The sequence below is a fragment of the Anaeromyxobacter sp. genome, from assembly GCA_016718565.1.
GTDB lineage: Bacteria > Myxococcota > Myxococcia > Myxococcales > Anaeromyxobacteraceae > JADKCZ01.
This window is the reverse complement of the sequence record JADKCZ010000005.1, coordinates 587,394-606,396: the sequence shown is the minus strand read 5'-3', so window position 1 is coordinate 606,396 and position 19,003 is coordinate 587,394. Positions and strand designations below refer to the sequence as shown.

Genomic DNA, 19,003 nt, shown 5'->3' with positions numbered 1-19,003 from the left:
CGGCGGCCGCCACCGGCGCGCCCGACTTGACCGGACCGCCGGCCGCGGACACAACTCCGGGCCATGCCGACCACCTCGCCCGACGCCGCCCTGGCCCTCACCGCCGGGGCCGACCACCTCACCGCCGGCTGCCGCGCCGACCTCACGCGCGCCAGGACCGGCGCCGAGGCCCTGGTGGCCGGCGCGGCCACCCTCCCGCCGGCCGAGGCGCTGGCCCGCTTCGACCAGGCCTTCTCGGCCCTCTCGGAGGCGGGCAGCCGGGCCAGCCTGGCGCGCAACGTCCACCCCGACGCGGCGGTGCGCGACGCCGCCGAGGCCTGCGAGCAGGAGGTGGCGGCGCTGGCCACCCGGCTCTCGCTCGACCGCGGCCTCTACGAGGCGCTGGCGGCGCTCGACCCCTCCGGCCTCGACGCCACCGCCCGCTTCTTCCTGGAGAAGGCGCTGCGCGACTTCCGCCGCGGCGGCGTGGACAAGGACGACGCCACCCGGGCGCGCGTGCAGGCCCTGCAGGAGGAGCTGGTCCGCATCGGCCAGGAGTTCGGGCGCACCATCCGCGACGACGTGCGGCGGCTCTCGCTCCCGCCCGAGGCGCTCGACGGCCTGCCCGAGGACTGGCGGCGGGCGCACCCGCCCGGCCCGGACGGGCTGGTGGCCGTCACCACCGACGCCACCGACTACGTGCCCTTCATGACCTACGCCCGGGACGAGGCCGCCCGGGCCGAGCTGTGGCGGCTCTACCGGCTGCGCGGCCACCCCGCCAACCTGGAGGTGCTGTCGCGCCTGCTGGCGCGCCGCGCCGAGCTGGCCGGGCTGCTCGGGTACCCGACCTGGGCCGCCTTCGTCACCGAGGACAAGATGATCGGCAGCCAGCAGGCCGCCGCCGACTTCATCGAGCGCATCGCCGCCCTCTCGGGGGGGCGGATGGAGCGCGAGTACGCCCAGCTGCTGGCGCGCAAGCGGGCCGACGCGCCGGCGGCGGAGCGGGTCGAGCCCTGGGACTCCACCTTCCTGCAGGAGCGGGTCAAGGCCGAGCAGTACGGCTACGACTCGCAGTCGGCCCGCCCCTACCTCGAGTACGGCCGGGTCCGCGACGGGCTGCTCGACGTCACCGGCGCGCTGCTGGGCGTCGAGTACCGCCGCGTGGCCGGGGCGCCCAGCTGGCACCCGGACGTGGAGGCCTTCGACGTGGTGGACCGCGCCGCCGGGACCCCGCTCGGCCGCATCCACCTCGACATGTTCCCGCGCCCGGGCAAGTACAAGCACTTCGCCCAGTTCACCCTGGCGTCCGGGGTGGCCGGGCAGCGCCTGCCGGAGGGGGTGCTGGTCTGCAACTTCCCGCAGCCCCGGGCCGGCGCGCCCGCCCTGCTGGAGCACGGCGAGGTGCGCACCTTCTTCCACGAGTTCGGCCACCTGCTGCACCACGTGCTGGGCGGCCACACCCGCTACGCGGCCCACTCCGGGGTGGCCACCGAGTGGGACTTCGTGGAGGCGCCCTCGCAGATGCTGGAGGAGTGGATCTGGGACCCGGCCGTGCTGGCCCGCTTCGCCCACCACCTCGACACCGGCGCCCCCATCCCGGCGGAGCTGGTGGCCCGCATGAAGGCCGCCGACGAGTACGGCAAGGGGCTGCAGGTGCGGCAGCAGATGTTCTACGCGGCGGTCAGCCTGGAGCTGCACCGCCGCCCGCCGGACGGGCTCGACACCACCGCGCTGGTGGCCGAGCTGCAGGCGCGCTACACGCCCTTCCGCCACGTCGAGGGCACCTACTTCCACGAGTCCTTCGGCCACCTCGACGGCTACTCGGCCATCTACTACACGTACATGTGGTCCCTGGTGATCGCCAAGGACCTGTTCGGCGAGTTCCGCGCCGCCGGCCTGATGGACCCGGCCACGGCGGCCCGCTACCGCCGCGCCGTGCTGGAGCCGGGCGGCTCCCGGCCGGCGGCCGCGCTGGTGCAGGACTTCCTCGGGCGCCCCTCCGGCTTCGAGGCGTACCGGGCCTGGCTGGAGGCGGGGTAGAGTCGCCGGCCATGGCGCTCGGCCTGCGCGGCAAGATCCTGGGACTCACGGCGGGCTCGGTGACGGTGGTCACCGGCCTCCTCCTGGTGGCGCAGGCCTCGCTCTCCCACGCGACCCTGGCCGGCGCGCTGGCCGACCGGACGCGCGCCCTGGCGGCGTCGCAGGCCGTGGGGCTGGCCGCGCCGGCCGCGCGGCTCGACCGCGCCGCCCTGCAGGCGGCGGTGGACGGGCTGGTGGCCGGCGACACCGGGCTGGCCTACGTGGTGTTGCGCTCGCCGGCCGGCGAGCGGCTGGCCGAGGCCCGCGGCGAGGCGCTGACGCGCGCCGGCACCACCCCGCCGCCGGCGCCGGGCCGCGAGGCCACGCTGCGCGAGCACCTCGAGGTGGGCGGGCAGCTGCTGGTGGAGGCCGTCGAGCCCATCCGCTTCGAGCCGCCGGAGGTCTCCGGCCGGCCGGGCGGCCGCCCGGGGCGCGGCCCGGTGGTGGGCACGGTGCAGCTGGCCTTCACGGTGGACCGGCTGCACGCCGAGCAGGAGGCCACCAGCCAGCGGCTGGTCCTCCTGGCCCTGGCGGCCAGCGCCGTCTGCCTGGGCGGGGCCTCGCTGCTGGCCTCGCGGCTGGTGGCGCCGCTGGAGCGGCTGGGCGTGGCCGCCGCCTGCGTGGCGGCCGGCGACCTGGCCCGCCGGGTGGACGTGGTCACCGGCGACGAGATCGGCGCGCTGGCGGACAGCTTCCGCCGCATGCAGGCGGGGCTGCGCGAGGCGCTGGCCGAGGTGCACGGCGCGGCCGGCCAGGTGACCCGGGAGGCGGCCGCCATCCGCGCGGCGGTGGCCCGCCAGGCCACCATGGGGCTGGACCAGACCTCGGCGGTGCAGGAGGCCGGCGCCTCGGTGGTGGAGCTCTCGCGGGCCGCCCACCTGGCCACCGAGCGGGCCGACGCGGTGGTGGCGGTGAGCGAGCGGACCGACCGCTTCTCCGAGGAGGGCACCCGGGTGGTGGCGGAGGCGGTGGACGGCATGGGGCGGCTGGGCGACCAGGTCAACGAGATCGCCCGGGCCATCGCCGCGCTCTCCGAGCGCACCGTGCAGATCGGAGAGATCACCCAGACCGCCATCGACGTGGCCGAGCAGTCCAACGTGCTGGCGCTCAACGCGGCCATCGAGGCCGCCAAGGCCGGCGAGGCGGGCGAGGGCTTCGCGGTGGTGGCCTCGGAGATGCGCCGGCTGGCCGAGCAGTCGCGCGGCGCCGCCGCCCAGGTGAAGGCCATCCTGGCCGAGATCGCCCGCTCCACCCGGCAGGTGGTGCTGGCCTCGGAGGAGGGGAGCCGCCGCGCCGGCGAGGCCACCCACCTGGCGGCCCGCGCCGGCAGCGCCATCCAGGGGCTCAACGAGGTGGTGGACTCGTCGGTGAAGGCCGGCCGCGAGATCGCCCGCAACACCCGCCAGCAGACCGCCGGCGTGAACCAGATCGCCGCCGCCATCGGCCTCATCGAGGCCGCCTCCACCAGCGCCCTGGAGGGCACCTTCACCATCCAGCAGGGCGCCGAGCGGCTGGAGCTGGTGGCCCAGCGGCTGGCCGTGCGGGTGGCCGCCTTCGGCGCCGTCCGGCCGGGGGCCTAGGTGCGCCGCACCCTGCGCGCCCTGCCCACCCTGCTCACGGTGGGGCTGGCCGAGGCGGTCTCCTACCGGGCCGAGCTGCTGGTCTGGCTCCTCTCCACCAACATGCCGCTGGTGATGCTGGCGCTCTGGAGCGCGGTGGCCCGCGACGCGCCGGTGGGGCGCTTCGGGCAGGCCGACTTCGTGGCCTACTACCTGGCGGCGCTGGTGGTGCGCCTCATGACCGGCGCCTGGGTGGTGTGGGAGCTGACCTTCGAGATCCGCCAGGGCACGCTGGCCTACCGGCTGCTGCGGCCGCTCCACCCGCTGGTGGCCTACGCCGCCGAGAACGTGGCGGCCATGCCCATGCGCCTGGCCCTGGCGCTGCCGGTGGCCGGGGTGGCGCTGTGGCTCACCGCCGGCGAGAAGCTCACCCACGACCCGCTCCTGCTGGCCCTCTTCCCGCTCACCGTCCTGGGCGGCTGGCTCATCACCTTCCTGGCCATGGCCCTGGTGGGCACCCTGGCCTTCCGGGTGGACTCGGCCACCAGCCTCTTCGAGCTGTGGATGGGGTTCTTCGGGATCTTCTCCGGCTACCTGGTGCCGCTCGAGCTCTTCCCGGGCTGGGTGCAGGGGCTGGCGCGGGTGCTGCCGTTCCGCTCCATGCTCGGCTTCCCGGTCGAGCTGATCACCGGGCTCCTGCCGCGGCAGCAGGCGCTCCTCGAGCTGGCGGTGCAGTGGGGCTGGATCGCGCTCCTGCTGGTGGCGGTGCGCCTGGCCTGGCGCGCCGGCCTGCGCCACTTCGCGGCGTTCGGGGGCTAGCGGAGGACCATGCGCCGCTACCTCCGCCTCCTGGCCGTCCAGCTGCGCGCCTCCACGGCGCTGGCGCTGCAGTACCGGCTCGAGTTCCTCGGGCAGGGGGCGCTGGCGCTGCTCTGGACCGCCTGGTCGCTGGTGCCGCTGCTGGTGGTCTTCGGCCGGCGCGACGGGGTGGCCGGCTGGACCTTCGAGGAGGCGCTGGTGGTCATCGGCTGGTTCACCCTGATGAAGGGGATCCTGGAGGGGGCGGTCAACCCCTCGCTGGCCAGCGTGGTGGAGCACATCCGCAAGGGCACGCTGGACTTCGTGCTGCTCAAGCCGGCCGACGCGCAGTTCCTGGTCTCGACCGCCCGCTTCATGCCCTGGCGGGTGGTGGACGTGCTGGCCGGCCTCGGCATCTTCGCGGCCGCCTTCCTGCGCATGGGGCGCGCCCCCTCGGCCGGCGCGGTGGCGCTGGCGCTGGTGCTCCTGCTGTGCGCCACGCTGGTGCTCTACTCCCTCTGGATCCTGGTCATCTCCGCCGCCTTCCACGTGGTGAAGATCGACAACCTCTCCTACCTGTTCTCCTCCATCTTCGACGCGGCCCGCTGGCCGGTGACGGTGTTCCAGGGGTTCTGGCGGCTGGTCTTCACCTTCGTGGTGCCGCTGGCGCTCATGACCACCTACCCGGCGCTGGCGCTGCTGGGGAAGCTGGATGCGCTGGTGGCGGCGCAGGCGCTGGGCGGGGCGCTGGCCTTCGCCGCGCTGGCGCGCCTGGTCTGGACCCGCTCGATCGGGACCTACACCTCGGCCTCGAGCTAGGGCCGGACTCCGGGGCAGCCCCGACGGGGCGCCGGGTCGCGGGCGCCCCCCCCCAGGCCGCGGCGGTCGTCACGGGACTCGCAGTGAATGGCCAGTTCGTGCTCTCCTGCCGGGATGTCCCGCCGCCCCTCGCGCGCCCCCTGGAGGCGGACACTCCCCGGCGCCCTCGCCGGCGCCGCGCTGGTGGCGGGCCTCGCCACGCTGCAGCGGGCCCTCCTCGGGTTCCCCGCCGGGCTGATCTCCTCGCCCCGCGGCTACCTCATCCCGGCGCTGGTGGGCGGCCTGGCCGGCGGCGCGCTCGCCTGGGCCTGGCACCGCCTGCGCGAGGCCGAGGATCGCTACCGGACCGTGGCCGACCTGGCCACCGAGATGATCTTCTGGCGCGACGAGGCGGAGGTGGTCCGCTACGCCTCGCCCTCCTGCCTGGCCCTGACCGGCTACACGCCGGAGGAGCTGACCGGCACGCCGGGGCTGCTGGCGCGGCTGGTCCACCCCGAGGACGCCGACCTCTACCGCGACCACCGCCACGGCGTGGACGCCAGCGGCCTGGTGCAGGGGCTCGAGTTCCGCATCGTCCGCAAGGACGGGGCGGTCCGCTGGGTGCGCCACCTGTGCCGGCCGGTGCTCGACGGCGCCGGCGCCCAGGTGGGCGTGCGCGGCTCGCACAGCGACATCACCGCCGAGAAGGCCCTGCAGGCCCAGCTGCTGCAGGTGCAGCGGCTGGAGACGGTCGGCCAGGTGGCAGGGGGCGTGGCCCACGACCTGCGCAACGTGCTGACCGGGGTCATCGGCCCGGCCACCCTGATCCAGGAGCGCAGCCAGGACCCCGAGGCGCGCGCCGCCGCCGACGAGATCCTGGAGGCGGCCCGCCGGGCCAGCGGCCTGGCCCGCGACCTGCTCGACCTGGCGCGGCGGGAGCCGCTGCGGCTGGAGCCCACCCCGCTCCGCGCGCTGGTGCGCGGCTCGGAGCGGCTGCTGCACCGGGTGGTCGGCGACCGCATCATGGTGGTCTTCGAGGACGACGGGGCGCCGCTGCCGGTGGCCGGCGACGCCCGCCGGCTGGAGCAGGTGCTCCTCAACCTGGTCACCAACGCCCGCGACGCCATGCCGGAGGGCGGCCTCATCACCGTGAGCCTGCGGGCCGTGCCGGGCCCGGTGCCGTCGGCGCTGCTGGCGGTGCGGGACCAGGGCTCGGGGATGGACCCGGCCACCTGCGGCCGGATCTTCGAGCCCTTCTTCTCGACCAAGGAGGCCGGCAAGGGCACCGGCCTCGGGCTGTCGGTGGTGGACCGCATCGTGCGGGAGCACCACGGCCGGATCAGCGTGGCGTCGGCGCCTGGCCGCGGCACCACCTTCGAGGTGCTGCTGCCGCTGCTGCCGGCGGCGCGGGCCGCGGCGGCGGCGCCGGCCCCGGTGGCGTAGCCAGGGCCCTCCGTCGCGGCCGCGGCCCCGGGACGCCGCCAGGTGCGTGGAAAGGTGGGAGCGGCGCCGCGCCGTGGACGCGGCTCCCGGCGCTCCCGTACGATGGTCCGCTCGCCGGTGGACGGGGCGCCCCTGGCGCCCCGGACCTGGCCTCTGACCCTGGAGACGGCGTGACCGCTGGCCCCACGCACCCGCACCTGCGCGCCGCCGCCCTGGCGGCCCTCCTGGCCGCGGCCGCCTGCGCGGGCCCCGAGGTGGGCGGAGAGGTGGTGCCGCCGCCGCCGCCCACCGGGTACCAGCTGGTCATCACCGAGGTGGCGGTCTTCGCCAGCCGCAAGCCCATGGTGACCTTCACGCTGACCAGGGACGACCAGCCGGTGGCGCTGGCCGACGTGGCGGCGCTGCGCCCCACCTTCACGCTGGCCGGGCTGGTGACCGACCCGGTCTCGGGCCTCGACACCTGGTGGAGCTACCTGCTCACCGGCCGGCAGGTGGCGCCCAGCCTGCCGCTGGGCGGCCCCGGCACGCCGCCCGAGCACGTGCTGGCCGGCGTGCGCCAGCCTGGCAGCGACGCCGGCGGCACCCTGGAGGAGCTCGGGCCGGGCCGGTTCCTCTACGCCTTCGGCACCGCCGCGCCAGTGGGCTACGATCCTTCGCGCACCATGCGGGTGGGCGCCTGGCTGGGGGGCGTGACGCCGGGCACGGCCCGCACCTCCACCACCTTCGACCTGGTCCCCGACGGCGGCCCTCTGGGCCGGCTCGAGACCACCCTCGACGCGCGCTGCGCCACCTGCCACGGCGGGCCGGTCACCGCCCACGGCGGCGCGCGGGCCGGGGTCAGGCTCTGCCTCACCTGCCACACCCTGCAGAACGCCGACCCGGACACCGCCGACCCGGCCGCCCTGGCGCGCGCCCTCACCGTCACCCCGGAGGCCCGCACCGTGACGGCGGGCGGCGCCGCCACCAGCCTCACCGCCACCCTGCTCGCCTCCCCCGCCGCCATCTCGTGGGCGCTGTCGCCCGCCGCCGGCGCCGGGTCGCTCTCCGCCCCCACCGCCGCCACCTCCAGCACCGGGGGGACCTCCACGGTGCGGTACACGCCGCCCCCCGCCGACGCGGCGGTCAGCGGGCCGCTCCGGGTGACGCTGCTGGCCTCCGCGGCCGGCCTGGCCGCGCCGGTGGCCCTCACGGTGGTGCAGCCGCCGGCCGCACCCGCGGTGCTGGTCACCCCGGCGGCGCAGACGCTGCTGGCCGGCGCGGTCTCCGCCCCCTTCACCGCCACGCTGCTGGGCGCCAGCGGCGCCGTGGCCTGGACGCTCTCGCCGGCCAGCGGGGCCGGCACCCTCTCCGCCGCCAGCGGCGCCGCCGTGAGCTACACGCCGCCCGCCAGCGTGGCCGGCCCCACCACCGTGACCCTCACCGCCACCGCCGGCGGGCAGGTGGGCGCGGCCACCCTGACGCTCCTGCCGGTGGCGCCGGGCAGCACCGGCCCCGCCACCGACCCCAACCCGCTCGACCTGGGCCGGCTGGTCCACCGCATCCACCGCGGCAAGAACCTGCCCACCCTGTACCTGGCCTCCAGCACCGCGCCGGCCCCGCCGCTGCCGCTCACCGCCGCGCCGCCGCTGCCCTTCTTCCCGGGGCGCAACGCGCCGGCGCCGGGGGCCCGCTTCGCGGTGGTGGGCTTCCGCGGCGCGGCCCTGGTGCCGGGCCAGGTGGCCACCCGCGCCTCCAACGGCCAGCCGGCGCGCACCGCGGCCGAGGGGATCGGCTTCCCGCGCGACCTGCGCGACTGCGACGCCTGCCACCTGGGGGCGCCGCAGGGGGCGGCGGTGGCCACCACCATCTCGCGGCGCACCTGCCAGGGCTGCCACCCGGAGCTCTGGTTCGGCGCGGGGCCCATCACCGACCTGGTCCACTTCGCCCACCCGGGCGGCCCGCAGGCCGACGACACCCGCTGCGCCGGCTGCCACGTCACGGGGGTGGGCGGGGCGCCGCCGCTGGTGCCCATGGCCGAGGCGCACCGCCACCCGCTGAACGCCCCGCGCTTCGACGCGCCTGTGCTGGAGGTGGTGGGGGTCACCGGGCTCTCGGCCGGCGGGAGGCCCACGGTGCGCTTCACGGTGCGGGACCGGGTCGGGCCGCTCACGCCGCTGGGCGCGCCCCAGCCCGCCCGCGAGGCCGGCCCCGACGCCAGCCCCCTGCCGCGCGCCCTGACGCGGGTCTCCATCCTGCTGGCCGGGCCGACCACCGACTACCTGAGCGGCAACGCGCCGCTCTCCGAGCAGGTGCCGCTCACCCTGGCCGCGGATCCCGTGGACGGCGCCTTCAGCCACACCTTCGCCGCCGCGCTGCCCGCCACCGCCGCGGGGACCTGGTCGGTGGGCCTGGAGGCCCGCCGCGCCGGGGTGGTGCCCATCTTCGACCTGGCGGCCGGCACCTACACCTGGCCCTACACCGGCGAGTCGCTCGTCGAGTTCGCCGACAACCCGGTGGTGGCGGTGGACACGGCCTTCGGCAGCTGGCCAGGCGGGGCGCCGGCGCCGCGGCGCCAGGTGGTGGACCGGCGGCTCTGCCAGGCCTGCCACGTGGAGCTCAGCCTGCACGGCAGCCTGCGCCACAACCCGGAGTACTGCGTCATGTGCCACACGCCCGACGGCACCGACTGGCGCGGCCGCCCCAAGGACCCCGCCGGCAACGTCAACCTGGCCACCGTCTACCCGGACGGCCGGGTGGGCACCCAGGACGGCCGGGAGGAGACCTCCATCCACTTCAAGGTGATGGTCCACCGGCTCCACACCGGCCGCGGCCAGGGCACGGCCGAGCTGTCGACGCTCCGGCCCCACGTGATCTACAGCGGCGGCGGCACGCCCTTCTCCTTCGACGACTACGGCTTCCCCGCCCGGCTGGCCGACTGCACCCGGTGCCACCCCGGCGCCTCCTGGACCCTGGGGGCCATCCCGGCCGACGCCTCGCCCACCATCGCCAACGAGACCGCCTCCGTCCAGCACGCCGCCACCTCGGCCCACACGGCCGGCGAGCGGCGCTGGCCGCCGGTCACCGCCAGCTGCAACTCCTGCCACGGTGGCGCCTTCGCCGCCGCCCACGCGGCGGCCTACCTGGTGGACGGGGTCGAGCAGTGCGCCCAGTGCCACCAGAAGGGCGCGCTGGGGGTGGCCGCGGCGCACGGGCTGGCCGAGCCGCCGCCCGCGCCCGCGCCGTAGCGCCGCCGCCCGGGCGCCCAATCCGCTTCTCGACTACATTGGGCCGGCGCCATGCTCCGGCTCACCTTCCTCGGCACCTCGGCGGCCCAGCCCACCCTCAGCCGCGGCCTGAGCGCCCTGGCGGTGCGCCACGACCGCGAGCTCCTGCTGGTGGACTGCGGGGAGGGGACGCAGCGCCAGCTCATCCGCTACGGCGCCGGCTTCGACGTGGCGGCCATCTTCTTCACCCACTTCCACGCCGACCACTACCTGGGGGCCATCGGCTTCCTGCGCACCCTGTCGATGCAGGGGCGGGTGGAGCACATCGACCTGTACGGCCCCAGGCCGGCCCGCAAGCTGCTGGAGGTGATGCTGTTCACCGGCACCGAGCGGCTGGCCTTCGAGGTGCGCATCCACGAGGTGAAGCCGGGCGAGCCGGTGCGCCGGGAGGGCTGCACGCTCCTGCCCTTCGCCACCGACCACAAGATCTCCAGCTGCGGCTGGGCGCTCCAGGAGGACGAGCGGCCGGGGCGCTTCCACCCGGAGCGGGCGGCGGCGCTGGGCGTGCCCTCCGGCCCGCTCTTCGGGGCGCTGCAGCGCGGCCAGGCCGTCACCCTGCCCGACGGGCGGGTGGTGGAGCCGGCCGCGGTGGTGGAGCCCAGGCGGCGCGGCCGCCTGGTGGTGGTGACCGGCGACACCCGGCCCTGCCAGGCCACCGTGGAGGCGGCCCGCGGCGCCGACCTGCTGGTGCACGAGTCCACCTTCGGCGACGCCGAGGCGGCGCGAGCCGACGAGACCAAGCACGCCACGGCGCGCCAGGCGGCCGGGGTGGCGCGCGACGCCGGGGTGCAGCGGCTGCTGCTCACCCACCTCTCGACGCGCTACGACCGGGACACGGCCACCCTGCTCGGGCAGGCCCGCGAGGTCTTCGAGCAGGTGGAGGTGGCCCACGACGGGCTGACCGTCGAGGTGCCGCGGCCGGCCTAGCGCGCCGGCGTCCGGCCGGCGGCGCCGCTACTCCTCCGCGATGCGGATGAAGCGCAGGCCCGCCCAGATGTTGTCGAGCACCACCGAGCCGGCCGGCTCGAGGCCGAAGGGGCCGGTCAGCGCGCGGATCTTGTCGCGCGACAGGTCGGAGCCGGCGCCCGAGTCCGCCTTGGGGAAGCTGACCCAGACGGTGGCGTCGTCGGTGAGGCGCGGCGAGACCTCGCGCAGGCGCGAGGAGAGGGCGGCGCCGTCCCGGGCGAAGAGGTGCACGAAGGCCGCCTCGGCGGGGACCACGTTCACCAGCCGGGCCCCCTCGGGCAGCGGCCCGAGCTTCTGGCGGTAGCCGGCCGGCGCGCCCAGCACCACGATGGTGGTGCCCGGCGTGACGCCGAGCTTCACGGTGAGCGGCGCGTTGGCGGGCGGAGGGATCGACGGCAGGGGCGCGGGCCTGGCGGAGGTCTTGCCCGCCTTCTTCGGCGGCGCCCTGCCTGCGGGCTTCTTCGGGGTCGTCGGCTTGGCCCGGGTCGTCGGCATGTCGCGAATCAGACCACGATCCGCCCGCTTGAGCCAGTTTCCACCAGGGTGCCGCCGCGGGGCCGCCGCCCGGACCGCCGCCGCGGAGAGGCCCGGAGCGCTGGTACCAGGGCGCGGGAGCGGCGTGGCGGCCCGCGCCGCTGGGCCGCAGCGGGGGGGCGCCGCGCCTGGCCAAGCGAGCGGCGGCGGTGCCAGGAGGGAGGCGCGGGCCGTGCCACGGCGCCGCACCTCGATCTCCCCCAAGGATCCCGGTGGCATCGACCGTGGCCCCCCTGACGGGCCCGCCGCCCCGATGGGCGGTGCCGGAGGAGACGCGCCGTGCCCAGATCAGAGGCTCCAGGTCCGAGGGGACACCTGGTGCACAGAGGAGCCCGATGCATGCGTACCGGTACCTCATCGTCGGCGGGGGGATGACGGGCCACGCGGCGGCGGCGGCCATCCGGGAGCTCGACCGGAGCGGCGATCTCGGGATGATCGGCGAGGAGCCGGTGCCCCCCTACGCCCGGCCGTCGCTCTCCCGCTCGCTGTGGGCCGGCGCCGATCGCGACCAGGTCTTCCTGCCGGCGCTGCAGGGGCTGGTGCACCACGCCGGGCGGCGCGCCGTGGCGCTCGACGTGAAGGCCCGAACCCTCACCGACGACCTGGGCCAGCAGTACCGCTACGAGCGGCTGCTCCTGGCCACCGGCGGCGCGCCGCGGCGGCTCGCCATCTGCGGCGACCGGGTGGTGCACCTCCGGACCATCGCCGACTACGACCGGCTGCGCGACCACGGCGGCCACGGCGTGGTGGTGGTGGGAGGCGGCCACGTCGGCACCGAGATCGCCGCCGCGCTGGCCGGCGAGGGGCGCGACGTCACCATGGTCTTCCCGGAGTCCGGCATCGGGGCGCGCCTCTGGCCCGCCGAGCTGTCGGGCCACGTGACGCGCACCTACGAGGAGCACGGCGTGCGGCTGCTGCGGGGCCACGCGGTGGTGCGGGCCGAGGCCTTCGGGCCCGACCGGGTGCTGGTGCGGACCAACGGCGGGGCCGAGGTGCTGGCCGACCTGGTGGTGGCCGGGCTGGGCATCCAGCCGCAGACCGCGCTGGCCGAGGCGGCCGGCCTGGCGGTCTCGGATGGCATCGAGGTGGACGAGGGGCTGCGCACCAGCGCCCCCGACGTCTGGGCGGCCGGCGACGTGGCGCGGGTCTGGTCGGCCGCGCTGGGCGAGCGGGTGCGGCTGGAGCACGCCGAGAACGCCGTCGCCATGGGGCACGAGGCCGGGCGGGCCATGGCGGGCGAGGTGGTGGCCTGGCGCCAGCTGCCCAGCTGGTCCGCCGCCTTCTTCGGCCTCGGCTACCAGGCGGTCGGCAAGCTCGACGCGCGCATGGAGACGGTGACCGCCTGGCAGCGCCCCTTCCGCGAGGGGGCCATCTACTACCTGGAGCGCGGCCGGGTGAAGGGCGTGCTGCTCTGGGGGATCGAGGGCCAGGTGGAGTCGGCCCGCGAGCTCATCCGGCGCCAGCGGCCGGTGGTGGCGGAGGAGCTGGCGCGGGCGCTCCCGGGGTAGGGCGCTCCCGGCCTCGCTCCCGGGGCCGGCCGCTTGCCAAGGTAGCTTCCGGAAGCTACCTTGATGCATGCGCACTGTGGGGCTCAAGGTCCTGAAGAACAAGCTGGCCGAGTACGTGAGGATCGCCGCGGCCGGCGAGCGGGTCCTCATCTCGGACCGCGATCGAGTGGTGGCTGAGCTGGTGCCACCCGACTCCGGCCGGGCCGAGCACGTGTCCGATGCGGTGCTCGCCTCGCTGGTGGCCGAGGGGATGGTCTCGCCACCGCTCTCGCCGGGCCGGCCGCTGGTGGAGCAGCCGGCGAGGACCGAGCGGCTCGCGGACCTCCTGGCTGAGCTCGGTGGCGACCGGGGCGACCGGTGATCTACCTCGACACCTCGGTGGCGCTGGCCGCGCTCTTCGCCGAGGACCGGCGGCCGCCCAGCGACTTCTGGGCCGGCCGACTGGTGGCCAGCCGCCTCCTCGAGTACGAGCTCTGGACCCGGGTCCATGGCAAGGGCGCCGCCAAGAGCCACGGCGAGGCGGCCCGCGAGCTGCTCAGCCGGGTGGCCTGGGTGGAGCTCTCGCCCCACGTGCTCGGGCGGGCGCTGGAGCCGTGGCCGAGGCCGGTACGGACGCTCGACGCGCTCCACCTGGCCGCGGCGCTCTTCCTGGTGGAGCGGCGGCAGCCGCTCGAGGTGGCCACCTACGACGGGCGGCTGGCGGCCGCAGCCCGGGCGGTGGGGCTCGAGGTGGTGGCGCCATGAGCGCGGGGTGGTGAGGCGCGCGGCGGGTTCGGGTGACGGGACGCCTCAGCGCCCGCCGGCCGTCCCCCTGCCGCCGCGCAGCAGCACCCAGGCCAGCTCGGCGCGGCCGTGGACGCCGAGCTTCAGGTAGGCGCGGCGCAGGTGGGTGCGCACGGTCGACTCCGAGCTGCCGAGGTGGGCGGCCATGTTGGTCACCGTGAAGCCCTCGACGGCCAGGCGAGCCACGGCGGTCTCGGAGGCCGAGAGGCCGGGGATACGGTCCGGTCGGGCCGGCGGCGCCTGGCGGGCCACGGCCGGAGGGTGGGCCGCGCCCGCTGGGCTGGCGCCAGGAGGCCGATGCGGCGCCTCCTCGAGCGGCGTGGAGCCGGAGTACGGGGCGATGGCCGGCGCCAGCACCACCAGCAGGGTGGGCACGCCGGCGGTGGTGAAGCGGCGTGACACCACCCGCTCCGCGCGCGCCACCAGGCCGCTCTGCCGGAGCGGGGCGTCGAGGTCGAGCTCGTTGCGCGCCAGGGCCAGTCGGGCGAGCGAGGCCAGCGAGGCGAGCGCCGCGTTGCCACCCACCAGCCGCGAGCCGCCGACCCGCACCGCCGCCAGGCCGAGCCGGAGCGCCCCCTCGTCGCTCATCCAGGTGAGCCGGCCGACTCGGTCGAAGAGGAAGGCCGGGGAGGGGAAGGCGCAGGCCAGCGCGTCGAGCGTGTGGGCCAGGTCGTCGGTGCCGAGGGCGCGCAGGGCCGCCAGCGACCGCTCGGCCACCGCACGCACCTCGTCGAGGGCCCGCAGGTCACGGGGCGTGAAGGCGCCAGCGCGGCGCGAGCGGACCAGATTGACCGAGGCGAGCGGCTGGGCGCCGTCGCCCAGGGCGGCCACCAGCTGGTGGTCGGCCTTGTAGGGGCGCCAGTACTCCTGCATCAGCGGGGTCCGCTCGATGGCCTTCAGCGGGTAGCGCACCTCCACGTCGAAGCAGCGGGAGGGCTGGAGCGCGGCCGAGAGGCCGCCGAGGTCCCGGTCGATGGCAGCCAGGCAGCCGGGGACCACCGCCTTGACCCGCTCCTCCGGCCACTCGGAGGAGCGGACCGAGAGGTCGAGCGCCTGCACCAGGCCGCCCGGGAAGGTGATGACCGTGCAGGTGTCGTAGCCGAAGGCCGCCCGGGTGGCGTCGTGGATCACGTCAGCCACCGCGAGGGGGGTGGCGGCTGCAGCGAGGCGGGCGTGGTCATCGGCGTTCAGGTCTCGCCCTTCGGACCGCCGGGTGTGCCGTGGAGCAGCACGTAGGCCAGCTCGGCGCGGCCGTGGACGCCGAGTCTCTTGTAGACCCGGCGCAGGTGGGTCCGGACGGTGGACTCGGCGGAGCCGAGCTGGGCGGAGATGTTGGCGACGGAGAAGCCCTCGACTGCCAGGCGCGCCACGGTGGCCTCGGCGCGTGAGAGGCCGGGGATGGCGGTCGTGGGTGGCGCCAGCGCCGGCCGTGAGGCCAGGGTGGCGCCCGGCGGTGCCGGTGCGGCAGGTTCTTGCTTTCCACCATCGGCCAGGGCCGGGGCCAGGGCCAGCAGCACCATGTCGCGCCCGGCGCCCCGGTAGTGGCGGGCGACCGCGCGCTCCCACGGCCTGACCAGGCCGGCCGCTCGGAGCAGCCGATCCGGGCACTGGGATGGATCGGCCAGGCAGGTCAATGCGCAGCGGAGCAGCGTCTCCAGGGGGCCGTGGAGTGGTGTCGGGAGGGCAGCGCCGGCGGAGTCTGGCAGGTCGAAGCGGCGCGCCCCTTCCAGGCTGGCCCAGTGGAGGCGGCCGGAGGGATCGACCAGGAAGGCCGGATATGGAAAGGCGCGCGAAAGCGCGTCGAGGGTCTCGATCATGGGTGCCGGCCGGGCGGGGGCCTGCGGGGCGCTGCTGGTGCGGTGATGCCGATCTGGTGTGCCGGGGGTCGCCGGTGTGACGCACCTGCGGTCCGGGTTGAAGGAAGCGCGGAGCGCGGACTCCGAGACGATGCTGCCGAACGTCAATTTGCGCAGGGTCCTAGGCGTGCGGGAGGCCCAGGTTGGGTCGGGTGGTGAGGATCGCAAGGTCGCGAGGTGCCGCGGGTCGTCTGTTCGGACGACTGACGGCAAGGGTATGGATGGCCATCTGAGGTGCTCGGTCGTGGGCGTGAGCCGTGGACCGGGCGGTCGCCCAGAGGGGGCGGCTCCTCGCGAAAGAAGGGGACGACACGTGCTGCAGAGAATCTTCCAGGCCCTTGGCCTGGCGCTCCTGCTTGGGGCCGCGACGCCGGTGCAGGCCGCGCCGCTCATCCTTTCGGCTGACGCCGACGACACCAACACCAACCTCTTCATCACGGGCACCGGACTCGGGACGGTGGCGCCGACGGTGCTGCTCGGAAGCGTTCGGCTGACGGTCCTCTCCTACTCGCCCACCGTCGTGGTGACGAAGCTGCCGGTGGGGGTGATGCCGGCGAGCTACATCCTCTCGCTGACCCCTCCGAGGCAGGTGACGGCCTTCTTCTGGGTGGCCATCCCGGCGCTCGGCGCCGGCGGAGTGCCTGGCCCGATGGGCCCGCAGGGGCCGCCTGGGCCGCAGGGTCCACAGGGGTTCGCCGGCTTCCAGGGGCCTGCTGGGCCTGCGGGGGCCAACGGGCTGCCGGGGGCACCTGGTCCGGCAGGGGCGACCGGGCCTCAGGGTGTGGCTGGACCGCAGGGACTGCCTGGGACTCCGGGGGTTCAGGGTCCGGCGGGTGCGAACGGGCTGGACGGGGCAGCTGGTGCTCCGGGCACTCCGGGCGCCGTCGGGGCCATGGGGCCGCAGGGTCCCGCTGGAGCGGATGGCGCAGCTGGTGTCCCGGGCCCCAAGGGGCTCAACTGGCTCGGCGAGTGGGTCGCGGGGCCGACGTACCAGGCAGACGACGCGGTCTCGCTCGGCGGTTCGTCTTACGTGGCCACGGCCTCGACCACGGCGGCGCCGCCTTCGCTCGATTGGTCGCTGCTGGCGGCGGGTGGCGCGGCGGCGGGGGTGGGGCCTGCGGGGCCGCAGGGGCCCGAGGGTCCGATGGGGCCGGCGGGGCCGCAGGGGATCCAGGGCGCGCCTGGCCTGAACGGTACCGTTGGCGCGACCGGGCCGCAGGGGCCGCAGGGTCTACCCGGTGCGAATGGCCTCGACGGGGCCGTCGGCGCCACGGGTCCGCAAGGGCCCCAAGGGCTGCCGGGCGCGGCCGGTTCGAATGGGCTCGATGGCGCGCCTGGAGCCACGGGTCCGCAGGGCCCGCAGGGCATTCAGGGCCCGACCGGTCCTCAGGGATCGCCAGGCCTCCAGGGCCCCGCCGGACTCGATGGGGCTACCGGCACGCAGGGTCCCGCAGGCCCGCAGGGGCTTCAGGGCGTGGCTGGTCTCACCGGGAACGACGGCGCGCCCGGGGCGACGGGGCCGCAGGGCCCGCAAGGGCTCCAGGGCATTCAGGGTGACACGGGGCCGATGGGTCCGGCGGGTCCGCAGGGTCTCCAGGGTGTGGCCGGTGCTGCCGGCGCCGATGGCTCCAGGGGCTTGAACTGGCGCGGCACCTGGTCGGAGACCGGGACCTACGAGGTGGGCGACGCAGTGGAGTTCGGCGGGTCGTCCTACGTGGCCATCGTGGCGCCCACGACGCCGCCGACTTCGCCGGAGTGGGAGCTGCTGGCGGCGGGGGGGGCGGTGGGTGTGGCCGGCCCGACTGGAGCCACGGGGACCGTGGGGCCAATGGGTCCGCAGGGGCCTGCTGGGCTCGACGGCATGATCGGGCCTGCTGGAACGATCGGTCCGGCGGGGCCACAGGGTATCCAGGGCGTTCCAGGACTGACCGGACCCATTGGCGCGACCGGTCCAGCCGGGGCGCCTGGTGTCGGTATCATGACCGATTTGCTCAATCGGAACACCGCCGCAGGCATCGGAAGCTTCGGCGCCAACGTCTCTGGAACCTACAACGCGGCCTTTGGTACGAGCGCCTTGGCCAGCAACACGACCGGCAACTTCAACACGGCTATGGGCGCAGGCGCTCTCATCTCCAATGGAGTGGGAGTCCTGAACACGGCGAGCGGGAACGATGCCCTCATGTCGAACACACTGGGCAACTTCAACACGGCCGTCGGAGGAAGGGCGCTCCGGGCAGTCCAGACTGGCTCGGGCAACAGCGCCGTTGGCTACGGTTCGCTGTTCGTGAATACTGGCCAGGGAAACACGGCGGTCGGATTCACGGCGCTTGTCCGCAACGCCAGCGGCAGCAACAACATCGCGCTCGGATTTGAGGCGGGCTCCTTCACCGGCGGCAGCAACAACATCGCGATTGGGCACTCGGGTCTCGTCGCGGACAACGCAACCATCAGGATCGGCACACCGGGTACCCATCTCGCGACCTTCCTCGCAGGCCTTTCCGGTACCACGATCGCCGGCTCTCCTGTCTATGTGAACTCTGAGGGGCAGCTCGGCACCGGCCCGGCCCAGCCGAGCGCCACCTTCCGCTACGCGGTCTTCGACACCTTCGACGTCACGGCCAACGCGCCGATGAGCGGGGACGACGCCTCCCAGTTCGGCGGAATCCCGCCGTCCTCCTGGGGTGGCACAGGACAGCCGTACCTGATGAGCTCGGACAAAGAGGTCCTCCGGACGCTGTTCAACAAGAAGGGCTGGGCCCGCAGCAACGCCATGATCGTCTCGGAGCAGTGCTCATCCCCGTCTGGCTCCAACCGTCGGGTCGCGCTGGTGCTGTTCCGGATTCGGAACACCACAGGTGCCCCCATCACCTGGATCCCAAACTTCCGGGTGACAGCCTACGGCGGTTGGGGCGACTGGGTCGGGATGGCCATGAACGGGGTCGAGGTCTGGAACAATCAGGGACAGACCATCCTGCCGAACGCCCCTTCGAACGGAGCCACGCTGTCGGTGCCGGCCGGTCGGGTCAGCACGGTCATCCTCAATTCGGTGACCTCGAGCCCTACCCAGGTTGGGGGGATCTACTACCGAGGCCTCGTGCTGGCCTTCACTGGCCAGACCCTGAACCTCCCCGCCGGACTCGAATACGTGGACGACCTCGACACGGCCACCGGGGGGTGGGAGCAGTAGCGGTCCAGTCGGCGCCCTTGCACCTCCGCCACCCGGTCACGGAACTGGGTGGCGGAGGACCATCCAGGTGAGCGGGAAGCGACTCTCCCCCAGCCCTTCCACGCGCTCGGAATGCTCCTCCGACTGTCGGACCTGTATGCGACCATCCGTGAATGCGTGCCACCGGCATTCACCTCCTCCACCCCGTCGTCGCCGAGCCCACGGAGCCCTGGGGCGCCGCTCTGCCGACGCCCCAGGATGTCCCTCCACC

At 75.5% G+C, this 19,003-nt stretch carries 14 protein-coding genes; 11 read left to right on the top strand and 3 right to left on the bottom strand.

The features are described from left to right. The first annotated feature begins 63 nt into the window (after positions 1–63). From IPO09_15055 to rnz, 7 genes are all read left to right on the top strand, one after another. A complete protein-coding gene (locus IPO09_15055) occupies positions 64–2,019 on the top strand; it encodes a Zn-dependent oligopeptidase (protein MBK9518638.1) in 1,956 nt (651 codons plus the stop codon). A gap of 11 nt (positions 2,020–2,030) precedes the next feature. Further along, positions 2,031–3,638, top strand: a complete 1,608-nt coding sequence (locus IPO09_15050; protein MBK9518637.1) for a methyl-accepting chemotaxis protein — start codon at positions 2,031–2,033, stop codon at positions 3,636–3,638. Continuing rightward, on the top strand, positions 3,639–4,436 hold the full coding sequence (locus tag IPO09_15045; protein MBK9518636.1) for an ABC-2 family transporter protein: 798 nt from the start codon (positions 3,639–3,641) through the stop codon (positions 4,434–4,436). 9 nt (positions 4,437–4,445) lie between these two features. Further along, complete coding sequence (locus tag IPO09_15040) at positions 4,446–5,234, top strand: ABC-2 family transporter protein (GenBank protein ID MBK9518635.1); 789 nt, start codon at positions 4,446–4,448, stop codon at positions 5,232–5,234. Between the two features lie 114 nt (positions 5,235–5,348). After that, positions 5,349–6,656, top strand: a complete 1,308-nt coding sequence (locus IPO09_15035) for a PAS domain S-box protein (protein MBK9518634.1) — start codon at positions 5,349–5,351, stop codon at positions 6,654–6,656. 170 nt (positions 6,657–6,826) lie between these two features. Further along, positions 6,827–9,880, top strand: coding sequence for a hypothetical protein (locus tag IPO09_15030; protein ID MBK9518633.1), 3,054 nt, complete (start codon positions 6,827–6,829; stop codon positions 9,878–9,880). A gap of 51 nt (positions 9,881–9,931) precedes the next feature. Beyond that, positions 9,932–10,846 carry a ribonuclease Z gene (rnz, locus tag IPO09_15025; protein MBK9518632.1) on the top strand — a complete coding sequence of 305 codons (915 nt, stop codon included), beginning with the start codon at positions 9,932–9,934 and terminating at the stop codon, positions 10,844–10,846. A gap of 27 nt (positions 10,847–10,873) precedes the next feature. Here rnz and IPO09_15020 read toward each other — a convergent pair whose 3' ends face one another. Beyond that, positions 10,874–11,380 (bottom strand): hypothetical protein, encoded by a 507-nt coding sequence (locus IPO09_15020; protein MBK9518631.1) that lies wholly within the window; start codon positions 11,378–11,380, stop codon positions 10,874–10,876. A gap of 374 nt (positions 11,381–11,754) precedes the next feature. Between IPO09_15020 and IPO09_15015 the strand changes: the two genes are divergently transcribed. The 3 genes from IPO09_15015 to IPO09_15005 all read left to right on the top strand — a co-directional run bounded on the left by IPO09_15015 (position 11,755) and on the right by IPO09_15005 (position 13,671). Then, the gene (locus IPO09_15015; protein MBK9518630.1) at positions 11,755–12,927 is read left to right on the top strand and encodes an FAD-dependent oxidoreductase; all 1,173 of its coding nucleotides are present in this window, start codon (positions 11,755–11,757) and stop codon (positions 12,925–12,927) included. 67 nt (positions 12,928–12,994) lie between these two features. After that, entirely contained in the window at positions 12,995–13,288 is a 294-nt protein-coding gene (locus tag IPO09_15010) for a type II toxin-antitoxin system prevent-host-death family antitoxin (protein ID MBK9518629.1), read from the top strand. Then, on the top strand, positions 13,285–13,671 hold the full coding sequence (locus IPO09_15005) for a PIN domain-containing protein (GenBank protein ID MBK9518628.1): 387 nt from the start codon (positions 13,285–13,287) through the stop codon (positions 13,669–13,671). Before IPO09_15010 ends, IPO09_15005 begins: the two co-directional genes overlap by 4 nt. A 45-nt stretch (positions 13,672–13,716) precedes the next feature. On the opposite strand, the gene IPO09_15000 is transcribed toward IPO09_15005, so the two are convergent. Next, the gene (locus IPO09_15000; protein ID MBK9518627.1) at positions 13,717–14,841 is read right to left on the bottom strand and encodes a helix-turn-helix transcriptional regulator; all 1,125 of its coding nucleotides are present in this window, start codon (positions 14,839–14,841) and stop codon (positions 13,717–13,719) included. 56 nt (positions 14,842–14,897) lie between these two features. Continuing rightward, positions 14,898–15,527: a hypothetical protein gene (locus tag IPO09_14995; GenBank protein MBK9518626.1), complete on the bottom strand. Its 630-nt coding sequence runs from the start codon at positions 15,525–15,527 to the stop codon at positions 14,898–14,900. Positions 15,528–15,657: 130 nt separating this feature from the next. On the opposite strand from IPO09_14995, the gene IPO09_14990 reads away from it, so the two are divergent. Further along, entirely contained in the window at positions 15,658–18,753 is a 3,096-nt protein-coding gene (locus tag IPO09_14990; GenBank protein ID MBK9518625.1) for a hypothetical protein, read from the top strand. Positions 18,754–19,003 lie beyond the last annotated feature (250 nt).